Raw genomic sequence first — 16,624 nt, 5'->3', positions numbered from 1 at the left:
GATCCTCGTTGGCGAGACTCCTGTGCTGGGGGAGGGGAGGCACGGATGGCAACCCGGCGCGGACGAGGTGCCGCCGCGAGAAGGCGGAGGGCGGCCCGGCTGAAACGGGCGGCGGCGGGCGCTGCCGTCGCGACGGTCCTGGTGGTGATGTTCTGGTCGGTGGTCTGGCCCTATGCGACAGGGGCCGTACTGCTGGCCGCGGTGGGGACGGCGGCGTGGTGGCTGTGGCGCACGGACCGGCTGGTACGCGGGCGGGACCAGGTGTGGCGGCAGGCGGACGCGCTCGCCGCCGGGCGACGGACGCTGACCGAGGTGGACGCGATGACCGGCACGGAGTTCGAGGAACTGGTCGCGAGCCTGTGCCGACGGGACGGGTGCACGGAGGTACGCAGGGTGGGCGGCGCGAACGACAACGGAGCCGATGTCCTCGGCCGCCTCCCGGACGGCCGCACCATGGTGATCCAGTGCAAGCGCTACACCCCGACCAGCACCATCGCCGGCCGCGAACTCCGCGACCTGCTGGGAGCCAGAGTGCACTTCGACGCCGACATGGCCGTGTTCGTCACGACCACCCGCTTCAGCCGCCCCTCGGAACGCTTCGCGGTCCAGCACGGCATCCTCGCCATACACCGCGACCACCTGGGCGCCTGGAACGCCGGAGCCACCCTCCCCGCCCTGTCCCGGATCAACGGCACGGGCCAGGGCGACACCCGGCATCGAAGACGCTGGAGGCAGGCGTACGGAGACTGAGGGGACGGCTCAGTTGCTACCAGACCAACGCCAAAGGACGGGTGTCTCAGTGTTCGCTTCTGCGATCTTTAGCGCCCTCAAGCAGAAGAATGGGATGACGGCGTCTATACAGTGCGGAAGGGTGCAACCAGGGGTTTGGAAGGAGTGGACGGCGTGCTCGCCCCGTATGACCGCGGCTCTCTCCGGAGCAACGGTCGGGCAACCTCCAGATGATCCGCAAGGCTCTGGCCGGCCTGAAGAAGACCGGGGAAGCCGAGCACCCGTCCAACTACTCACTGGTGGCCGACGGCGGCACGATCGTCCTCGTGGCTCAAGACGGCCACGCCACTGACCTGGCGCGACGCCCCGGTCAGCGAGTGATCGCGACGATGGCCGACATCCTCGAACCCTTCGCTCCTCGTGCAGTTGTCGTGGTTCCTCACTTTCTGCGGCCCAAACGTCACGGCAACGTCGATTCCAAGGCCCGAGGCGGGCAGCCGGCAGCGAGAGGCTTCAATACCTTCCTCACCTGATACGGCCAGCAACTTGAAGACCCGTTGGAGACAGAGGCCATCACAAGACGGACGGCCCGCAACCAACCTCGTACTGGTGGCGCCGTTGCTCGAAGTCCGCGGCCGACCGAGTCTTGGACCATCTCGCACCGCTGTTGGCCGTCTCGCCCGCGCGCCGACCGCGCAAGGACACCGTCTGCATCGTCGACGGCATCCTGGTGCCCACCCGCGACCGCGGTGTCGCCGCATCCGGCAAGAACTACCGGTACTCGACCAGCCTGTGGGTCGTCATCGACGCCAACAGCCGCCTGGTCGTGATCATCGGTCTACCGCTGCCCGGCAGCCGCAACGACTGCCGGGCCTTCACGGAGTCCGGCATCGCCCGGCTGCACAACCCGGCCCTCACCGCAGAGGTGCCCGCCTTGAACAACGTGACCGGAGGTACGGACACATATCGAACTGTCGTTGAGGCGCGGCCCAACCGCTCGACCGGTGCTGCGAGAAGCATCGTATGGAAACCGGCCTTCGCTGTGTTAGGGCTGACGGGTACCGGACGGGGAATCGCTGCGCAACACGACAATCCCTTGCGCATCTTCTACTGACGGAAAGTTATCGGTTTCCGCATTGCGGACTACCTTCCGTACCGTTTCCACATTTTCAAAGTATTTGTCAATTTGTTCACTCTGCTCCTGCCCGAAAACTCTCGGTCGGTCAAGCATTCGGCGATACAGGTCGTAGAACTCTGATTCCCCACTCCTGAAGGCCTTGTAGTGCGCTTCCACTCGGAAAGCGCGTGATACGGCGAGCAGTACGGCCGAGTGAGTCGCTACCACTGTCAGCAGCCACTTAGACCAGGGGTCTTCGGTAGTGGCCTGCGCCAGTAGGGGGACGCCGACCGTGGAGAGGCTGATCCAGGATAGCGAGTAAATATGAAACGTCCGATAGCGTTCAGCTTGTGTCTTCCAGAATATAAGAGTCCCTTGCATGCGTTCAAAGTTCTGTTCTAGCAGGGCCTTTCCGTCCTCGGAGAAATGTGGCGATTGATCAAATGACGGGCCGCCGGGGTTGAGATTAACCCATCTGATGAGAACGCGCAGGACTGGCAAAAAGGACAATAGTGCGAGAGAAGAATAGATGATAAGTGCGACAGCCCAGGGGCTCACTGTCTGCTCCTCTGAAAATGGGTGTGACGTTGCTCCGAGGAGCAACCGTAGGGCATGCACGAGGTCGGCGGCGGCCTCCGGCTGGGTCTCAATGACCAGGTCAAGGACATGGAGCGCCCTTCGTGAGTGCCATTGGTGCCTGGTTTCGAAGATCGTCAGTGCTTCGACCGACGACAGTCAGCCGCGACGGCAGGCATGCACTGTCGGTAACTGCATCACCTGAGCCAGAAACACATCATGCCGAGTCTCGGTGCCATGACCTCAGCGCAGAGCGTCGATCGCTGGCTGGCTGTCCAGGCTGAGCCGCGCGGTCAAGCCGACCTTGGTGCGGAACGAGGTGGAGCGCAAGCGGTGGAGCTGTGCTCCGTTCCCCAGGCGGCCGGGGCGGCCCTCTCGTAGGGAGGAGCTGTCAGTGCTTGCCCGGGATCGTGTCTTTCTGAAGGGAAGCCGGATGCTGTCCTGGGAACGGCTCGCCGCTGGTGACAACCGAGGAGGGCCCCATGCTCTTCGTCAGGCAGTTCGTCGGTTTCTGGGCTCGCGGAAGGTTCTGTCGCGGAGCGTGGCGAAGAGGGCGCTGATTCAGTGGCGGGCGAGGCGTAGGAGGATTTTCCTCCCGGTGATCGGCCAGGACGGCGAGCGGAACGCCTACATCGACGACAACCGACTCGTCAGGCTCTCCTGGGACGAGGACCAGCCCATCGCCCCAGAGCTGCTGTGCGACGCCCTCACCTGGCCGAAGTCGGTCGTCTGGACCGACGAGACGGCCGGCTCCGGCGAGTCTTTCGACGGCTTCTGGCTGCGTCTGAGCGCCACCGAACGAGCGACCTGCCGTATCACCGCGAAGGCCGCAGCGATGGAGACCGGCCTCCACCGCCCCAGCTTCACCCGCCCTGAGCCCCGCCCTCGTCGAGGGGCGACTCCATCGCCTACCTCACTATGGAGCGGATCTGCACGCAGATCCGTGCCTGGAGTCCCCCGGACCGTCGAGCCTGGGATCACCGCCCAACCCGCGCCAACCCGCGGACGCACTCCGGACAGCGACCTCGCCGACGCAGCTGTGATCGACCGGCCGTCTGCGCGGCTCATCATCGCCTACTGACCCTGCTGATGCCGGCGCAGGCGGGCACGGCTGTCGACAGGTACGGCCGCGTCCACTGAAGCGGGAGCACAGCGGTGCTGGAGGGCGGTGGTCAGCCCTGGGCGAGGTTCGCCACACAGGTGGAGCACCGCCGCACGGCCGTCCGCTTCGGATTGCCCTCGGTCGCGGTCGCCGGAAACGTACTGCTCAACCGCTCCCAGAGCCCGCGCGGAGGATTCGGGATCCACCCCCATCCCGGGGGCCGTACGTCGTCCTCGGTCATGTGGTCGCACCAGCCGGGCAGGTGCGCGCACTGCCCCGAGGAGATCAGGATCGTGTCATCCGGATGAGCCCGCCACTCCCTCTTCACGGACGCCTTCACCGAACGGGGGGTCGCCGAACCGGGCGAGCCCGGCGGGCAGTCGCACCCGAGCCCGATGACGACCCGGCCGCCGCACTCCTCGCAGCGCTCCACTTTCACAGTCCCACTCACCTCACGTGCTTGCTGCCGGAGTCGACCCGGTGGACGATCTCCCTGCTTCGGTCACTGCCGAACCCGTTCGTTCCAACGCGTCATCTCTCCCGGCGACACGGCACACGCGTTCACGGCGGCGGACGGCGGTACGTCGAGGCCGGCGCCGACCGCGGCCTCGTACCGTTCGGACACCGGTCACCGACGGGAATCCGCAGCGCCGCACGCCTCACCGGCCCTGCGCAGGAGTACGTCCCGGCCAGGAGCGAGGCGCTCCATCGGTCGGTGTGCCACGGGGCCTTTGCTCTTTTGGGGCCGCTGGGTGGGTATGGGTGCTCGCGACGGACGAGCCATCAAGGCGGGAGAGAACATGGCGGTGCTCACCGGCAAGGCAGCTGTCGTCACCGGAGGCTCACGGGGGATCGGCCGGGCGATCGTGCTGCGCCTCGCGCGGGACGGCGCGGCTGTGGTCTTCAACTACGCGCAGAACCGGGACGCCGCGGACGAGGTCGTGCGGCAGGCCGAGAAGGCCGGCGGGAAAGTCATTGCGCTCCAGCTGGATCTGGCCGAACCCGGCTCGGCCGAGGAGCTGTTGGCCACGGCCGAACGCCGGCTCGATGGCCTGGACATCCTGGTCAACAACGCGGCTGTGCATACCGAGGTCGTGCCCATCGCGCAGACGACCGAGGCCGATTTCGACAGAGTGATGACCGTCAACGCGAAGTCGGTGTTTCTCACTGTGCGTTACGCCGCACGGCACATGCGGGACGGCGGGCGGATCGTGAACATCTCCACCCTCAACACCGTCTTCCCCGCACCCGGCAACGCCCCCTACGCAGCCGGCAAGGGGGCCCTGGAACAGCTGACCCTGGTGGCCTCACGCGAGCTGGGCGCACGCGGCATCACGGTCAACGCCGTATCGCCCGGCGCCACGGACACTGATCTCCTGAACGCGGCCAACGAGCCGGAAAAGCTGGCGATGACCATCGGAATGACCTCACTCGGACGCCTCGGCCGCCCAGAGGATCTGGCAGACGTGGTCGCCTTCCTCGCGGGCCCGGACGGACGATGGGTGACGGGCCAGAACATTCGTGCCAACGGAGGCGTCCTCTAGCCAATCGGGGCGCCGGCGCTGGGGTCACGGGTCGGCGGGCGAACGGAGGTGACGCCGCTGCGTAGCCCCTCGTCCGGGGCCCGCAACCCTCGTGGGGGTGGGGTCAACCGACCGTGGTGGTGCGGGGTCATGTCCCGTGGCGTGGTGTAGGCGATCACTCGGTTGTGCCGGGCAGGAGGGTTGTGGTGTCCGGATAGAGGCTGTCCATGCTCTCGGTGGAGAGGTAGCGGCGGGGGAAGGCGATCCACTCGTCGTGGAGTTCGGCGAGGACGGCGGTGGCGAGCCGGTTGACGGCTGCGGTGTTAGGGAAGACCTGGACGACGTTCGGACCGGCGCTTGATCTCCCGGTTCAGCCGTTCGAGCGGGTTGGTCGACTGGATCTTCTTCCAGTGCTGGTGAGGGAAGTCCGCGAAGGCGGTCAGGTCCTCCTTCGCGTGCAGGAGCATCTCTTGGACCTTGGGGAACTGTTCGCCGAGCATGTCCGCGACAGTGTCAAGATGAGCCCGGACGGTTTCGGCGGTGGGCTGAGCGAAGAGAGTGCGGATCGTCGCGGCGACCATCTCCGCGGCGCCCTTGGGGATCGCGGAGAAGACGTTACGGACGAAGTGAACCCGGCAGCGCTGCCAGGCGGCGCCGAGCATGACCTTGCGGATGGCTTTGACCAGGCCGCTGTGGCTGTCGGAGATGACCAGGCGGACGCCGCTCAGGCCGCGGTCCCGCAACGAGCGCAGGAAGGTGGCCCAGAAGGCCTCGGTCTCGCTGTCGCCGACCATGACGCCCAGGACCTCGCGGCCGCCGTCCTCGGTGACACCGGTGGCGATGACCACGGCCTGGGAGACGATCCGGTGGTCCATGCGGGCCTTGACGTAGGTCGCGTCGAGATACACGTAAGGAAAGCGGGTGTGGTCCAGCGGCCGGGTGCGGAACGCGTCGAGCTGTTCGTCGAGATCGCCGCAGATCCTGGAGACCTCGCTCTTCGATATGCCGGTGTCCGAACCGAGCGCCTTGACCAGGTCATCGACGCTGCGGGTGGAGACCCCGTGGACGTAGGCCTCCATGACGACGGCGTAGAGGGTCTGATCGATGCGGCGCCGGCGTTCGAGCAGGCTGGGGAAGAAGGTCCCGGCCCGCAGTTTCGGGATCGCGAGCTCGAGGTCGCCGGCCTGTGTGGTCACCGTCTTGTCCCGGTCCCCGTTGCGGTAGCCGGTCCGCGTGGCCGTCTGCTCGTTCCACTCGGCGCCGATGTGCGCGGTGGCCTCGGCCTCGATCAACTCCTGCAACAACCGCTCGGCGACTTCGCGCACGAGTTCAAGACCATCCGCCGAACGCAGTGACTCCAGCAGGCGAAGTAGGTCATGCTGGGACAAGGCCACCGTGTACCCCCTTGGGTCGAACTGCCCGTTCACCCAGGACAGTTACACGGTGGCCGCCCTCGTGTTCAGGGAGCACTCGCAGGCAGTCGACGCACACGACGGCTCAGAACAGGCGCACATTCCCGCCAAGATCCCCTACACCACACCACGGGACGCCATCCTGACCTCACTGTTGGGGTGGCGGGATTCGAACCCGCGACCTCTTCGCCCCGAACGCGGTACAGGGCCTTTGTGACGTTGCAACGGCGGTATCAGGGCTGCTCGTTCGGCTTCGTGACTGTCCACCAGAGTCCGTCGCGGTACTTGTGCGGCTGCGACGTTTGGCCCCCCGTTTGGCCCCCATCAGACCCAGCGGAGCGTCCAGCCGAACGCCAATCACTCCGCTGCTGGGCTCCGCACGTCCGTAGCGTCTGGGTGGTAGACGCGGTAGCTGTCGAGGCCACTTGTTGCGTCGGTCGTGAAACCGTCACTGTCCGAGGTGATCGGGATGGCTGAGCCATCGGCGTGTACGGTCCACGCCAGGATTGGCGTAGTCCAGGAGTTACCTTCGCTGTCCTTGCAGTCGATGAGCCAACCGCCACCGTGCACCGCTCCCACAACGGCCGGGCTATCCCGTTTGATACGCGCGACGGCGCCCAGCTCGTATGCCTTGCAGAGTGCCTTTTTGCCGGGAACGAGGGGAGCGCCGTCGTCGCCCCAGGCAATGACAGGCAGCACGCGGGCAGGTTGACCTTTGCTGGCCTCGTAGTGGACATAGTGCGTTCCGTCGGACGGGATCATCAGACTCCGTTCTCAAGTGGCGGTGGCCTGCTAGGCGTCGGCCAGAGGCGACAGCTTGCTTCTCATCGTGAGGCATGGGCCCGACGGCGCGGGTGAACATCTGAGAACCCAAAGGTCAACGGGGGCCGGTTGTCCATGCATTGGGGCGAATCTGTGGCGCTGCATCGCTCCGCGCGGTAAGTTCGCCCCGTGAATAGCTCATATGTTCGGTTCACGAGAGAGCGCCAGGATTCTCTCCTGGTTCAGTTCCATGCGCGGATTACTGGATTGAGGTGTATAGTCTCGTGCCATGAGCGAGCAGGAAGATGCGCTTGAGGACCTTGGGTCCAGTGGTGTGCTCTCCGCCCTCGCCTGGGCTGATACGTCGGCTTACAGGCGCACGATGGAGGACTACGATCCCGAAACGGGTCATGATCAGGGTTGGGTCGGAACGACTGCCCACAGGCTCTTCTGTGATCGCCTGCACAGGGTCTTCTCCACGGGCAAGTACGCCGTGGACGCACCCGAGGCTGCGAGCGCGGGTCTAGATGCCGTGGCGGCCGGCTTGTTTCCCGGTGAGTACCGCAAGATGCCGATCATCGCTCCCGGCGTGGTCACGTGGTCGGATCTCAATCAGTCGCCAGGGTGGCGGTGCGGGAGGTGGCGCATCCTCCTTGCCTCGTTCGTCTACGGGGAGAGCAACCGGATCCCTTGGCCTCGAAAGAGCCCCACCAAGCGACGGGTTGCGGCGCAGGGCAAGCCCGACGGGTATGTCGACCCGCACCCCATGCTCCCGTTCGGCGATGAGTTTGACCCGTCCCTTGCCTCCATCATTCAGGCGATGAGCGAGGAAGGGGAGGACTTGGACCTTACGTCGCTCATTGCCGCCCACAGTGTGGAACTTGAGGTGGGTGTCCGAGAACTTTACCTAGGACGCTCTCGTTTGAACCGTGGGGGAGGGGAAGCTTGGTACTGGAAGCATGATCTACTTGCTACCGACTTCGGAACTCCCAGTACGGGAACGATTCCTGCTTCTCCCCGCCCCCGTCCCGGAGCGCCCGGTGTGCAGGATGCACCTGTTCGTCTCCGCCGCGAGACGCGGGAGGGGAACGACGAGTAATGAAACGAGTGGATGGTCATGGAATCCTCGCGCCGCACCGAAGTGCAGGTGGGTGACGCCTCTCGCCTCTTTGACGGACAACGCTTGACGCTGGCACGGCAGTTGGTCGGTCTTCGAAAGAACGCACTTGCGGCGAAAATCGACAAAAGCGCAACTGCCGTTGCGGCATACGAAAACAACACCAAGCGACCTGCTCCGGCGACGGTTGCTCAGTTGTGTCTAACGCTTGGTGTGGAGCCGAGTTTCTTTCTGCCCGGCCCCCATCAGCCTGCTGTCGGCAACACGATTCCGCATTTTCGGTCCCTGCGTTCTACAACGCAGCTAGCGCGCGATCAAGCGTTTGCCTACGGGATGATCACTGGGGATGTCGGTGCCGTTCTTGAGCGGCATGTCGAGTTCCCTGAGTCGAACATCCCAAGGCTGAGCGTTGACATCGACGACGAAGCAAGCACCCTGCCTGAAGAGGCGGCCAGACTACTGCGCAAGGACTGGGACATCAAGGTCGGCCCAGTCGGCCACCTGGTTCGCCTCGCGGAGAACAATGGTGTCGTGGTCGTCTTCAGTCCCGCACAGACCGCGGCAGTTGACGCCTACTCATTCGATGACGGATACCGGCCGACAATAGTATTGAACCCGGCCAAGGAAGATTACTATCGTCAGCGGTTTGACGTTTCTCACGAACTCGGGCACCTGGTGATGCACGTAGATGCTGAACCGGGAAGCAAAATTGTAGAGAATCAGGCTCACCGATTTGCCGCTGAACTCTTGCTGCCAGAAGATGAGTTGAGGGATGTTCTGCCCAGTAAGGCAGATTGGAGAGTCCTGGCAGCCCTGAAGGAAACGTACGGTGTCAGCCTTCAAGCATTGCTTTACCGCGCTAGGGCGCTCGGTGTCATGAGCGACGTAACCTACCGCAATGCGATCACTTACTTGTCATCGAAGGGTTGGCGGAGGCGGGAGCCTGGCGAAATGCCGGCCGTGGAACAGCCATCTTTGTATCCGCGAGCTGTGGAAATCCTTTCCGGTGTCGGGTTGAGTGAGATGTCTTTGGCTAGGGAGGCCCGAGTAACGCCGGGACTTTTCCGCACTGTCACAGCTAGGGTCCCAGTGCGCGAAGACCTATTCCTTGAGGCTCAACCAATGGAAAATCGGGATCATCTCGATGCCGGAGTGATTCCATTGTTTCGGGAAAAGAAATAGCCCCGGGCTAGATCCTTTTCGGTCGATCCTCACTGTGGCAGAAAGCCGGGCTTTGCTTGCGCCAGTGAGTGGAGCCGGTTGAGGTAGTCCTGCGCGGCCGGCTCCGTGGCGTAGCGGCGTCGCATCTCGGCTGCAAGCTCCCGGCTGGTCATGATGAGCGATGGCACTGACTGACGGTCCCCTTCGAGAGCGCGCTTTCCCATTGTCAGGGCCTGTTCCAAGTCGCCTTCCCGTGCTGCCGCGACGCCCAGCGTGACGCGAGCCTCCGCGTTGCGCATGGGCGAGCGTTCGTGTCCGTCAAAGTCTGTGCCGACTCGCAGGACTTCCTCGGCAAGCGTCCGGGCGAGCCTGTCCTCGCCGACCAGGCGGTAGCAGTCCATCGCGTAGAAGTCGAACTTGGCGGGGTCCACAACGGGGTTTGCGTCGGACTTCGGCATCGTTGTAGATGACCCGGGCCCTACCGCAGCGACCCCTCCAACCGTCACACCCGCGCGAAGCCGACAGCTGTCACCTGGGGCGTCGCCGCCGAGGCCGGTGACAACACCTGCCCGGCTCCCTGCGCCGTTGGGCAAAGTACTCCTCACCAAGGCCGGCCAGGCGACCATCGACATGCGTAAGGACGACCCGAGCCTTGTAGTGACAGCCACTCTCGAGTGGAACGGCGGAAGTGCAGCACGAAGAAGGGCCGGGGCAGACCTGGACCTCTACGCCCTCTACGTCCCCCGGAGTCTGGTCACCCCACCCGGGCAGCGCCCGGTCAAGACGGACCAGGCCGTTTACTACCGGCAACTCGGATCGTCAGTAGCGCCCCCCTACATCGCGCTGGACGGCGACTCCAAAGTGCCGGGTCGCGAGACGATCACCATCGGTCGCCCAGACCTCCAGGGCTACGTCCTGCTATGCGCTTACAGCGCGGTGGAGAACGGAACAGGTTCTTTCAAGTCGTACGGCGCTCAGGTGGTAGTCACGGATGGGCGCGGGTCCACGGTGACGGTGCCCTTGTTCAACAATCGCAACCTGTCCTACTGGGTCGCCATTGCCCTGATCGACTTCAATGTTCCAGGCGGTGTGGAGATCCGGCATGTGGAGAAGTACAGCGGCAACCACGTTGAGGCCCGACCCACGCTGTACTCGAGTGGGAACTTCCGTATGAGTACCGGAAAGATCGAGTTTAAGACGAGGTAGATCCGACGGCGGGCGTGGACCCTCTGCGGAGTGCGAGCCTGAACTCAGCGGCCCGCTTGGCCATCCCCTGCTTCCACGGCGTTGGATCCTCCTCGGCGATCTCCCGCCACAGCGCCGCAGATGCGGAACCGAATGCCCCCAGTGCCTCCGGATCGGTGTTCCGCCACGACGGGAAGCGGCCTGCGAACACGATCGCGTCCTCCGCCGGGTGGCCGGCGTCCATGAGCCTCAGCGCCAGCGCGCCTGGATCGATCCACGCCGCACCGCGCGTTGGCCACGCCCAGTCGATGAGGCGGGCACGCCCGTCGGCGATCAGGACGTTGTGCGGTGCGAAGTCGGTGTGCAGCAGGGTGTTGCCGCTGAAGTGCTGGAGCGTTCCGGGCGGAGCGTAGTCCGCCCAGCGGTCCACCGCGTCCTTGATCTCGATGTCGGCCGGAGCGGTGATCCGTTGCAGTTCGGTGAGCGCGGCTTCTACGAGCTCCAAGTCGGCGGAGCCGGGGCTGTAGTCGGCGTGGCGACCGCTGAGGACCTCGTATCCGAGAAGGCTCCATCCACCGACTTCCAGGTGCCAGTACAGGCGGGGGCAGGACGTGGGCAGGTGGGGGGCGATCTCCGCCTCGCGGCGCTGTGCTGCGACCTGCGAATGATCACTCGCGATGCCCTTCACGAAAACGCTGCCGCTCTCGGTCTCCAGGACGGAGGCGACACCGGAGTTCATGCCGCCGGTCATGGTCACCGCCTGATGCACGGGGCCGGTCTTGTCAGTGACAGCCTGGCGGACGTCGGCGGGGAGCTGATCGAAGGGAATGCGAGACATGGACACGCGCGGTTCCTCATGGGGCTCGGAGACAAGGGAGTGCCGCCCCGGCCAGGGTACGACCGGGGCGGCACTCATGGGGCGCGTACGCGAGCGGTGCGGCGCCCGCCTGCGGTGTATCTAGTACGGCTGGTCGTCGCCGGCCGAGCAGCTGCACTCGGCGCCCTCGGCGGCCTCGTCCAGGTCGGTGATGATCTGGACCTCGTCGTCGCGGATGGCCCCGGCCGACAGTGGCACGGGCAGGGTGCCGGTTGCACCATCGGTGGGGCGCCGTCCGACGGTGAGCAGCACCGGTTCGCGCGGCGGGGTGACGGTTGTGGTGGGTGGGGTCATGATCCGTAGCCTCCGTGTTGGCAGTAGAGCTCTCGTCGGTCCCCCGCCTCCTGGTAGAGCTTGGCCAGCGGCCGACAGGTACGGCAGGTGCCGACCTTCGTGCAGCCGGAGCATCCACCGGTGCGGAGCTGTAGGGACTCGGCGATGGCGCCGAGCCGGGTGAGGGCGGCGACGCCCTCGGTCACGAGGTTCACGCTCGGGTCGCGGCCGACCTTGCAAACGGATGCGATGCCGTGTGGGTTGACGTGGAAGAACGTCCGGCCGGCATTGCAGCCGGTGAAGACGCTCCGGGCCTTGATGTGGCCCTCGGCCTGCGCCGCCAGCGGGTTCGCCTCGCCGTCGATCGTCGGCGACATGTTCGTGAAGACCTGGTGCGGGAAGCCGTAGCGCGCGCACAGAGTCACCATCGCGTCGAGTTCGTGAGCGTTGTCGTCCGACACGATCACGTTCAGCCGGACCGGCAGCCGGTCCTGGTGGGCCGCGTCCAGCCCCTGGATGAACCGGCCGAACGCGCCGCGGTTGCGGGTGACCTTGTCGTACGTACCCGCGGTCGCGCCGTAGACGCTGAGGGTGAGCCGGTAGGGGCGACGGCGTGCGAACAGCCCGCGGATCGGCGGCTTGCGCAGGGACGAGCCGTTCGAGGAGACCTGCACCATCATCCCGAGCTGGTGGGCGTACTCGTATGCCGCGCCGAACTCGCGGTCGATCAGTGCCTCGCCGCCCGTGATCTGCAGCCAGAGCACGCCCGCGTCGCGCATCGTCCGCAGGAGCTGCCGTTTGCCCGCCCAGTCCAGGCCCTCGAAGCGCTTCTCGCCGAGGTAGCAGAACTCGCAGTCGTAGTCGCAGCCGAGGTTGATCTCCCAGGATGCCTTCGCGTACCCGTACGGCGATCGCTCGCGGACGAGGACGAAATCGCCGACCGGCCCGTCAGGCAGTTCGATGCCCCACGCCTGCCGCGCGGCATCGGCAAGCCAGGCAGGCAGGGGGTCTCCCTCGTGGCTCGCGGCGCGCAGCTCCTCGTAGCGGATCCCAGGAATGCGCACACCGACCGTACGGCCTGGCTGAAGAAGGAGGTGCTGGGCGAGGAACGGGCTGGCCACGAGACGCGTGCTTGATGCGGCAGGCGCAGCCCGATCCGGTGTGTCGGTTGCGGTCATCGGACCTCCACAGGGCGGTCGTCGCGGCCTGAGCCGGAAGGGCTGATCGGGGTTGCTTCGTCGCCCGCGGTCTTGAAGCAGGACCAGATGACCTTTCCGAGCGGGGTACGGTCCTTCACTCCCCACTCGTCGGAGAGCGCGGCCACCAACATCAGGCCCCTCCCGGAGATGTCTGTGACAGCCGGCTCGCGTACGACAGGCTGCTGGCGACGGCTGTCGTGCACTTCCAGGCGTACGCAGTTGTCGTCGATGTCGAGCCGGACGAGGAAGCCGTGCCCGCGGGTGGTGCCGTGGACGACGGCGTTCGTGGCGAGTTCGGAGACGCACAGGCGGATGTCCTCGGTGCGGCTCGTCAGGCCCCAGCCGTCCAGCGCCCGGGTGGCGAACTCCCTTGCCTTGCGGACGGACTGGTGTCGAGCGTCGAAGAACTGCTGAAGCGACTCGGGCATGGGGTGCCTCATGACTCCGTGCTCAGGGGGCGAAGTGGTGCGGGGAAGCGGCGGTGGGCGATCTGGTGGCGAGGTACGTGGACGGGTCCGATGCGGGGGTGGCGGGCCAGCAGCAGGCGGGCGCCGGTGGCCTCGATACGGCGCGTGCGTTCGGCGGCGAGGTGCTTCGGCCCCAGGTGGGACAGGGCGGGGGCGATGACGCCGTAAACGTCGGGAAGGGCCAGCGCGTCCAGCAGACCGGTGAAGGCGGTGGAAGTCGGGTCGGTCGTCGCGCGCCTGTCCTTGAAGACGCCGGAGAGCTGCAGCTCATGGATCCGGCAGTACTCCGTCAGAGACGCCCGTAACGCCGTTTGACGGGCTACGGAGACGCCGACCAGCCGCAGGAAGCCGTAGACGACGGGCCCGTTGACCGGGCGGTGCTCGGTAAGGAGTTCCATGCTGGTGACCGTCCAAGGGACTCGGCGAAAGAGTGACCCCTTGAGCGTCGCCGTACCCCAACGCGCAGGGAATCACCGGCTGTTCCACTTGCGCTCCACTTCCGCCCCACCGGCCGCACGCTTCTGCTTCCATGGCTGGTGGAAGGGAGCGACGCGTGGCGACCGTGCACCATTGGACCGGCCTGGAGGCCAGAGCGTTACGGCTCGCCCTACGCCTGAGTGTGCGGGCTTTCGCCGAGCGCCTCGGTCTCGCCGTCGCGACCATCTCGAAGTGGGAAAAGCTCCGGTCCGCGACCGAGCCCCGCCCCGACACGCAGGCCATTCTCGACACCGCGCTCGGTCGCGCCGATGCCTCTGTGCACCTGCGCTTCGAAACGCTTCTGTCGGAGATGGCCGGCCCCGGGCAGGTGGCAGCCGGACGCCGGGTGACGGCTGCCGGGCCCAGAGCCTGGGAGTACGAGTCGTGGACCGACGACCTGGACCGTGCCGTCGTCGCCTTGTCCCGGCAGAACTTCACCTTCGCCGACAGCCTGCTGGGCCGATGGCTCAACCGTTTCACGGCCGCCGAACTCGACGACAAGGGCCTGTACCTCTACGCCCGCTCCACCGCGTTACTCGGAGACCTCAAGCGCGATCAGGGCGCCGTGCTCGGACCACTGTCCGCACGCCACTCCTACGCGGGCGCGCGCTCGATCTTCACCCAGCTCGACATTCCCCGCCGTGTCGCCCAGCTCGATCTGTCCCTCGCGGTCGTCGCGGAGATGTCCGGTGACCTGGAGACGTTCGGCCCGTACGTACGGGACGCTCGCCGTCGACGACAGGCTCTCTCGCCGTGACCGGGCCAGAGCCCGCCTGTGGGTGGGCACCGCACTCAGCAAGGACGGCAACCACGACTATGCGACCCGCGTGATGCAGGCCGCGACCCGTGCATTCGAAGACCTCACCGAACCCGACGACTGGTCGGTGGCCCATCAGAAGCTCGCCCTGGCCCGCCGGGGCGTCGGAGACCTCACCCAGGCCCTGCACTTCATCGACATCGCCCGAAGCAGCGGGAGCACCGACTCACCGATGCAACGCGTACGACTGGACACCGCTCACGGCCACATCCTGCTGTCCGACGCGGCGACCCGCGATGATGGGCTACGCGTTCTCGGCCAGGCCGCTCGGATGGCCGCGCAGTACGGCCTCGTACACCAGATGCGCAGTATCGAGAGCGTCAAGGCCAGCAGTGAGGGGCCACCCGGGGCCTCGCCGACGGTGATCAGGGAGACGAACGCGTGAGTGACAACCAGCAGGCCATCAGCGAAGACCAGTGGCACCAGGCCAAGGCGATCTGGGACTACCACCAGATGCACCACCAGGCCCACCCCGTGGACGTGGCGATCGGCCTGGGCAGCCACGATCTGGGGGTGGCCACGCGCGCCGCCGAGCTGTACCACGCGGGTCTCTTCCCCACGCTGGTCTTCACCGGCGGCAACAGCCCGACCACCGCCAAGGTCTTCCCACGCGGCGAAGCGGTCCACTTCCGCGAGCACGCCATCGACCTCGGCGTCCCCGCCTCCGCGATTCTTCTGGAGCCCCACGCCGCGAACACCGGGCAGAACATCACCCTCGCCCGCGAGGTCCTGGCCGACGCCGGCATCACCCCGGAGAAGGTGCTGCTGGTCTCCAAGCCCTACATGGAACGGCGGTCGTACGCCACCGCCCGCAAGCTGTGGCCCGAGGCCGAGATGGTGTGCGCCTCGGAAACCCTGGAGTTCGACGACTACCTCAAGTCCATCGGCGACGAGAAGCTCGTGGTGGACATGCTCGTCGGCGACCTCCAGCGGGTGATCGACTATCCGAAGCTCGGGTTCGCCATCGAGCAGGAGGTCCCGGAGGACGTGCATGCTGCGTACGAATCCCTCATCCACGCCGGTTTCACCAGCCGCCTCATCGCTTCCTGAACTCTCCTCCCCGGGCAGCCTGTGCGCCATCCACCAGCCCAACTTCATGCCCCGGCTGACCACGCTGGCCAAGTTGTTCGCGGCGGACCACTGGATCGTCCTGGACGACGTGCAGTTCGCCCGCCGCGACTACCAGCACCGCGCCCGCATCGCCACACTCGACGGCCTCGGCCCGAACCGGTGGCTGACCATCCCCACCCACCGCCCCTCCGGGCGCGCCACCCTCATCAGAGACACCCTGATCGCCAACCCTGCCGCGGCCCGACGTAGAGCCTCATCGATCCTGCGCCAGCAGTACGGGATCAGTCCTCACTGGCCCGCACTCGACCGTGCCCTTCAGCCGGTCTGGAATGCATTCGACACAGGAAGGGTCGCGCCGGTCGCCACGGCCTCGACTCGCGCCCTGCTCGAACTGCTCGGCTGGCGGGGGCAGATCTTCACCAGCAGCGCCCTGCCTGCACGCACGGGTCGGTCCGAGCGGCTGGCCGACCTGGCCGACGCCACTGGCGCACGCGCGTATCTGTGCGGTACCGGCGGCATGACCTACCTGGACCATGCCCCCTTCACCGAGCTGGGCGTAGCCGTCGTCCCGTTTCTCTCGCCGGCCACTGGTCTGTGGGCCTCGGGGCGACAGGTCAGTGCTCTGCGGGCGTTGGCCTTCCGCGGCCCCGACGCTGTGGGAGCCCGGTTCCGGGCTCTCGCGTTCGCCCACGATGCGCTGGGGAGCGCGGCCTGACACCCGCTTCGGGTACGGAAGCGGGTGTGACCGACACGAAGCGG

General features: G+C 66.2%; 17 protein-coding genes and 3 pseudogenes. 11 read left to right on the top strand and 9 right to left on the bottom strand.

Features of this window, described 5'->3' with window-relative positions; translation table 11 throughout:
* Window positions 1–45: 45 nt before the first annotated feature.
* From AC4IHM_RS15395 to AC4IHM_RS15380, 4 genes and pseudogenes are all read left to right on the top strand, one after another.
* A complete protein-coding gene (locus tag AC4IHM_RS15395; RefSeq protein WP_490867598.1) occupies window positions 46–750 on the top strand; it encodes a restriction endonuclease in 705 nt (234 codons plus the stop codon).
* A 209-nt stretch (window positions 751–959) separates the two neighbouring features.
* The gene (locus AC4IHM_RS15390) at window positions 960–1,262 is read left to right on the top strand and encodes a hypothetical protein (protein ID WP_490867597.1); all 303 of its coding nucleotides are present in this window, start codon (window positions 960–962) and stop codon (window positions 1,260–1,262) included.
* A gap of 89 nt (window positions 1,263–1,351) precedes the next feature.
* Window positions 1,352–1,621 (top strand): annotated as a pseudogene (locus AC4IHM_RS15385) (IS5/IS1182 family transposase); the annotation flags it as partial.
* Window positions 1,622–3,020: 1,399 nt separating this feature from the next.
* Entirely contained in the window at window positions 3,021–3,503 is a 483-nt protein-coding gene (locus AC4IHM_RS15380) for a hypothetical protein (protein WP_490867596.1), read from the top strand.
* Between the two features lie 91 nt (window positions 3,504–3,594).
* On the opposite strand, the gene AC4IHM_RS15375 is transcribed toward AC4IHM_RS15380, so the two are convergent.
* On the bottom strand, window positions 3,595–3,963 hold the full coding sequence (locus tag AC4IHM_RS15375) for a hypothetical protein (RefSeq protein ID WP_490867595.1): 369 nt from the start codon (window positions 3,961–3,963) through the stop codon (window positions 3,595–3,597).
* A 361-nt stretch (window positions 3,964–4,324) separates the two neighbouring features.
* Between AC4IHM_RS15375 and AC4IHM_RS15370 the strand changes: the two genes are divergently transcribed.
* Window positions 4,325–5,068: an SDR family oxidoreductase gene (locus AC4IHM_RS15370; RefSeq protein ID WP_490867594.1), complete on the top strand. Its 744-nt coding sequence runs from the start codon at window positions 4,325–4,327 to the stop codon at window positions 5,066–5,068.
* 154 nt (window positions 5,069–5,222) lie between these two features.
* On the opposite strand, the pseudogene AC4IHM_RS15365 reads toward AC4IHM_RS15370, so the two are convergent.
* Both AC4IHM_RS15365 and AC4IHM_RS15360 read right to left on the bottom strand, forming a co-directional pair.
* A pseudogene (locus AC4IHM_RS15365) lies at window positions 5,223–6,441 on the bottom strand (IS256 family transposase).
* 375 nt (window positions 6,442–6,816) lie between these two features.
* On the bottom strand, window positions 6,817–7,221 hold the full coding sequence (locus AC4IHM_RS15360; protein WP_490867593.1) for a hypothetical protein: 405 nt from the start codon (window positions 7,219–7,221) through the stop codon (window positions 6,817–6,819).
* Between the two features lie 289 nt (window positions 7,222–7,510).
* Between AC4IHM_RS15360 and AC4IHM_RS15355 the strand changes: the two genes are divergently transcribed.
* Complete coding sequence (locus tag AC4IHM_RS15355) at window positions 7,511–8,320, top strand: hypothetical protein (RefSeq protein ID WP_490867592.1); 810 nt, start codon at window positions 7,511–7,513, stop codon at window positions 8,318–8,320.
* Window positions 8,321–8,338: 18 nt separating this feature from the next.
* Window positions 8,339–9,520, top strand: coding sequence for a helix-turn-helix domain-containing protein (locus AC4IHM_RS15350; protein WP_490867591.1), 1,182 nt, complete (start codon window positions 8,339–8,341; stop codon window positions 9,518–9,520).
* 29 nt (window positions 9,521–9,549) lie between these two features.
* Here AC4IHM_RS15350 and AC4IHM_RS15345 read toward each other — a convergent pair whose 3' ends face one another.
* Entirely contained in the window at window positions 9,550–9,957 is a 408-nt protein-coding gene (locus AC4IHM_RS15345) for a hypothetical protein (RefSeq protein ID WP_490867590.1), read from the bottom strand.
* A gap of 127 nt (window positions 9,958–10,084) precedes the next feature.
* Between AC4IHM_RS15345 and AC4IHM_RS15340 the strand changes: the two genes are divergently transcribed.
* Complete coding sequence (locus tag AC4IHM_RS15340; RefSeq protein ID WP_490867589.1) at window positions 10,085–10,705, top strand: hypothetical protein; 621 nt, start codon at window positions 10,085–10,087, stop codon at window positions 10,703–10,705.
* Here the strand turns inward: AC4IHM_RS15340 and AC4IHM_RS15335 are convergent.
* From AC4IHM_RS15335 to AC4IHM_RS15315, 5 genes are all read right to left on the bottom strand, one after another.
* Window positions 10,692–11,522 carry a protein kinase family protein gene (locus tag AC4IHM_RS15335; RefSeq protein ID WP_490867588.1) on the bottom strand — a complete coding sequence of 277 codons (831 nt, stop codon included), beginning with the start codon at window positions 11,520–11,522 and terminating at the stop codon, window positions 10,692–10,694. The genes AC4IHM_RS15340 and AC4IHM_RS15335 overlap by 14 nt on opposite strands.
* A gap of 120 nt (window positions 11,523–11,642) precedes the next feature.
* Window positions 11,643–11,855 carry a hypothetical protein gene (locus AC4IHM_RS15330; RefSeq protein ID WP_490867587.1) on the bottom strand — a complete coding sequence of 71 codons (213 nt, stop codon included), beginning with the start codon at window positions 11,853–11,855 and terminating at the stop codon, window positions 11,643–11,645.
* On the bottom strand, window positions 11,852–12,955 hold the full coding sequence (locus tag AC4IHM_RS15325) for a radical SAM protein (RefSeq protein WP_490867586.1): 1,104 nt from the start codon (window positions 12,953–12,955) through the stop codon (window positions 11,852–11,854). The genes AC4IHM_RS15330 and AC4IHM_RS15325 overlap by 4 nt, the downstream gene beginning before the upstream one ends.
* Window positions 12,956–13,008: 53 nt before the next feature.
* A complete protein-coding gene (locus tag AC4IHM_RS15320; RefSeq protein ID WP_490867585.1) occupies window positions 13,009–13,461 on the bottom strand; it encodes an ATP-binding protein in 453 nt (150 codons plus the stop codon).
* 8 nt (window positions 13,462–13,469) lie between these two features.
* Complete coding sequence (locus AC4IHM_RS15315; protein WP_490867584.1) at window positions 13,470–13,898, bottom strand: hypothetical protein; 429 nt, start codon at window positions 13,896–13,898, stop codon at window positions 13,470–13,472.
* A gap of 155 nt (window positions 13,899–14,053) precedes the next feature.
* On the opposite strand from AC4IHM_RS15315, the pseudogene AC4IHM_RS15310 reads away from it, so the two are divergent.
* The 3 genes and pseudogenes from AC4IHM_RS15310 (at window position 14,054) to AC4IHM_RS15300 (ending at window position 16,580) form a co-directional block, all read left to right on the top strand.
* A pseudogene (locus AC4IHM_RS15310) lies at window positions 14,054–15,179 on the top strand (helix-turn-helix domain-containing protein).
* Window positions 15,176–15,844, top strand: coding sequence for a YdcF family protein (locus AC4IHM_RS15305; RefSeq protein ID WP_490867583.1), 669 nt, complete (start codon window positions 15,176–15,178; stop codon window positions 15,842–15,844). The pseudogene AC4IHM_RS15310 and the gene AC4IHM_RS15305 overlap by 4 nt, the downstream one beginning before the upstream one ends.
* Window positions 15,845–15,890: 46 nt before the next feature.
* A complete protein-coding gene (locus AC4IHM_RS15300) occupies window positions 15,891–16,580 on the top strand; it encodes a WbqC family protein (protein ID WP_490867582.1) in 690 nt (229 codons plus the stop codon).
* Window positions 16,581–16,624 lie beyond the last annotated feature (44 nt).

The sequence above is a fragment of the Streptomyces sp. SL06 genome (genome assembly GCF_058244745.1).
Note: the sequence above shows the minus strand (reverse complement) of the source record. Positions and strands in the feature narration are given on the sequence as shown.